Source organism: Methylibium sp. (assembly GCF_031393925.1).
Lineage (GTDB): Bacteria > Pseudomonadota > Gammaproteobacteria > Burkholderiales > Burkholderiaceae_C > Methylibium.
The window spans coordinates 1-1844 of sequence record NZ_JANMWL010000161.1 but is presented as its reverse complement, the minus strand read 5'-3'; the positions used below and the strand labels follow the sequence as shown (position 1 = coordinate 1844).

1 protein-coding gene and 1 pseudogene are annotated in these 1844 nt (G+C 69.3%); both read left to right on the top strand.

The annotated features are described in order from the left end of the window. Window positions 1-1260: pseudogene (locus tag RMO12_RS09145) on the top strand (excinuclease ABC subunit A); the annotation flags it as partial. Window positions 1261-1375: 115 nt separating this feature from the next. Then, on the top strand, window positions 1376-1844 hold a 469-nt coding region (locus RMO12_RS09140), incomplete at its 3' end, for a response regulator transcription factor (protein WP_309639051.1).

Genomic DNA, 1844 nt, shown 5'->3' with positions numbered 1-1844 from the left:
CGTGCCGACCACATCATCGACATCGGCCCCGGCGCCGGCAAACGCGGCGGTCGGCTGGTCGCCGAGGGCAGCGCGGAAGACTTGCTGCGCGAGCCCAGCTCAATCACCGGCCGCATGCTCGCCCACCCGACGCGCCACCCGTTGCAACCGCGACGCCGGGTCTCCCTCCCTCTCCCCAAAGGGGCGACGGAGCAAGCAGCCATCCTCACCCTCACCGGCGCCTGCCTGCACAACCTGCAAAACCTCAGCGTCCACATTCCGCTGCAGCGCCTCGTCGCCGTCACCGGCGTGTCCGGCTCCGGCAAGAGCAACTTGGCGCGCGACGTGCTGCTGGCCAACGTGCATGCCGCGGTGGCGCTGAAGCTCAGCAAGGCCGGCCGCGACGCGCTCGCTGCGGGCCAGCACCCGCCGTGGGTCGGCTGCACCGACATCACCGGCTTCATCGCCGTCGACCGCGTGCTCGAAGTCGACCAGACGCCGATCGGCAAGACGCCGCGCTCCTGTCCCGCCACCTACATCGGCTTCTGGGACCAAATCAGGAAGCTCTTCACCGAGACGCTCGAAGCCAGGGCGCGCGGTTATGCGGCGGCGCGCTTCTCGTTCAACACCGGCGAGGGTCGCTGCCCGGGTTGCGAAGGGCAGGGCCTGCGCACCATCGAAATGTCCTTCCTGCCCGACGTGAAAGTGCCCTGCGACCTGTGCCACGGCGCCCGCTTCAACCCCGAGACGCTGGCCGTCACCTGGCGCGGAAAAAGCATCGGCGACGTGTTGCAGATGGAGGTCGACGAGGCCGCGCCGTTCTTCGCCGCGATGCCGGCCATCGGCCACCCGCTGAAGTTGCTGCAGGACGTGGGGCTGGGCTACCTCACGCTCGGCCAGCCCTCGCCCACCTTGAGTGGCGGCGAGGCGCAGCGCATCAAGCTCGTCACCGAACTCAGCAAGGTGCGCGACGACGTGACCCGCCGCGGCCAAAAGCCGCCGCACACCCTCTACGTGCTCGACGAGCCCACCGTCGGTCTGCACATGGCCGACGTTGAAAAACTGCTCCGCGTGCTGCACCGCCTGGTCGACGGCGGGCACAGCGTGATCGTGATCGAGCATGACCTCGACCTCATCGCCGAAGCCGACTGGGTGATCGACCTCGGCCCCGAGGGCGGCAACGGCGGCGGGCGCGTGGTGGCCGAAGGCACACCGGAGGCGGTGGTCGCGGCCGGCTCGCACACCGGCGTGGCGCTCGCGCCGGTGCTGGCGCGGCGCTGAGCGGTGCCGCGAGCCTTGTGCGTCGCGGCGGAACATCATCACTTTTCCGGATCTGCATTTGCACACCACCGTTCTCCTGGTCGACGACCACCCGCTGATCCGCGAAGGTGTCGCGATGCTGCTGGCCCGCGAGTTTGCGCAGTGGCAGGTCCTTCAGGCCGGCAGTCTGGCCGAGGCCCTCGAGCACCTCGATCGACAGGCGGACATCGCCCTCGTTCTGCTCGACCTGGGCTTGCCCGACAGCGACGGTCTCGCCGGTCTGCATCGCTTGCGCACGCATGCCGCAGGACCGCGCTACGTGGTGATGTCGTCCAGCGACGACGAGAAGACCATCCTGGCGACCATCGAGCACGGCGCGGCCGGGTTCATCCGCAAGACCTCTCGAGCCGGGGCCATGCTGGATGCCCTTCGGACCGTCATGGGCGGCGGCGTCTTCCTGCCGCCGTGCATGGGTGGGGTGTTCCTCGAGTCCGATGCGGTGGGTGGAGCATCCGCCTGCGAGGTGCTGGCCATCTCGCCGCGCCAGCTCGATGTGCTGCGGCTGCTGGTCGAGGGCAAGAGCAACAAGGCGATCTGCCGCGAGC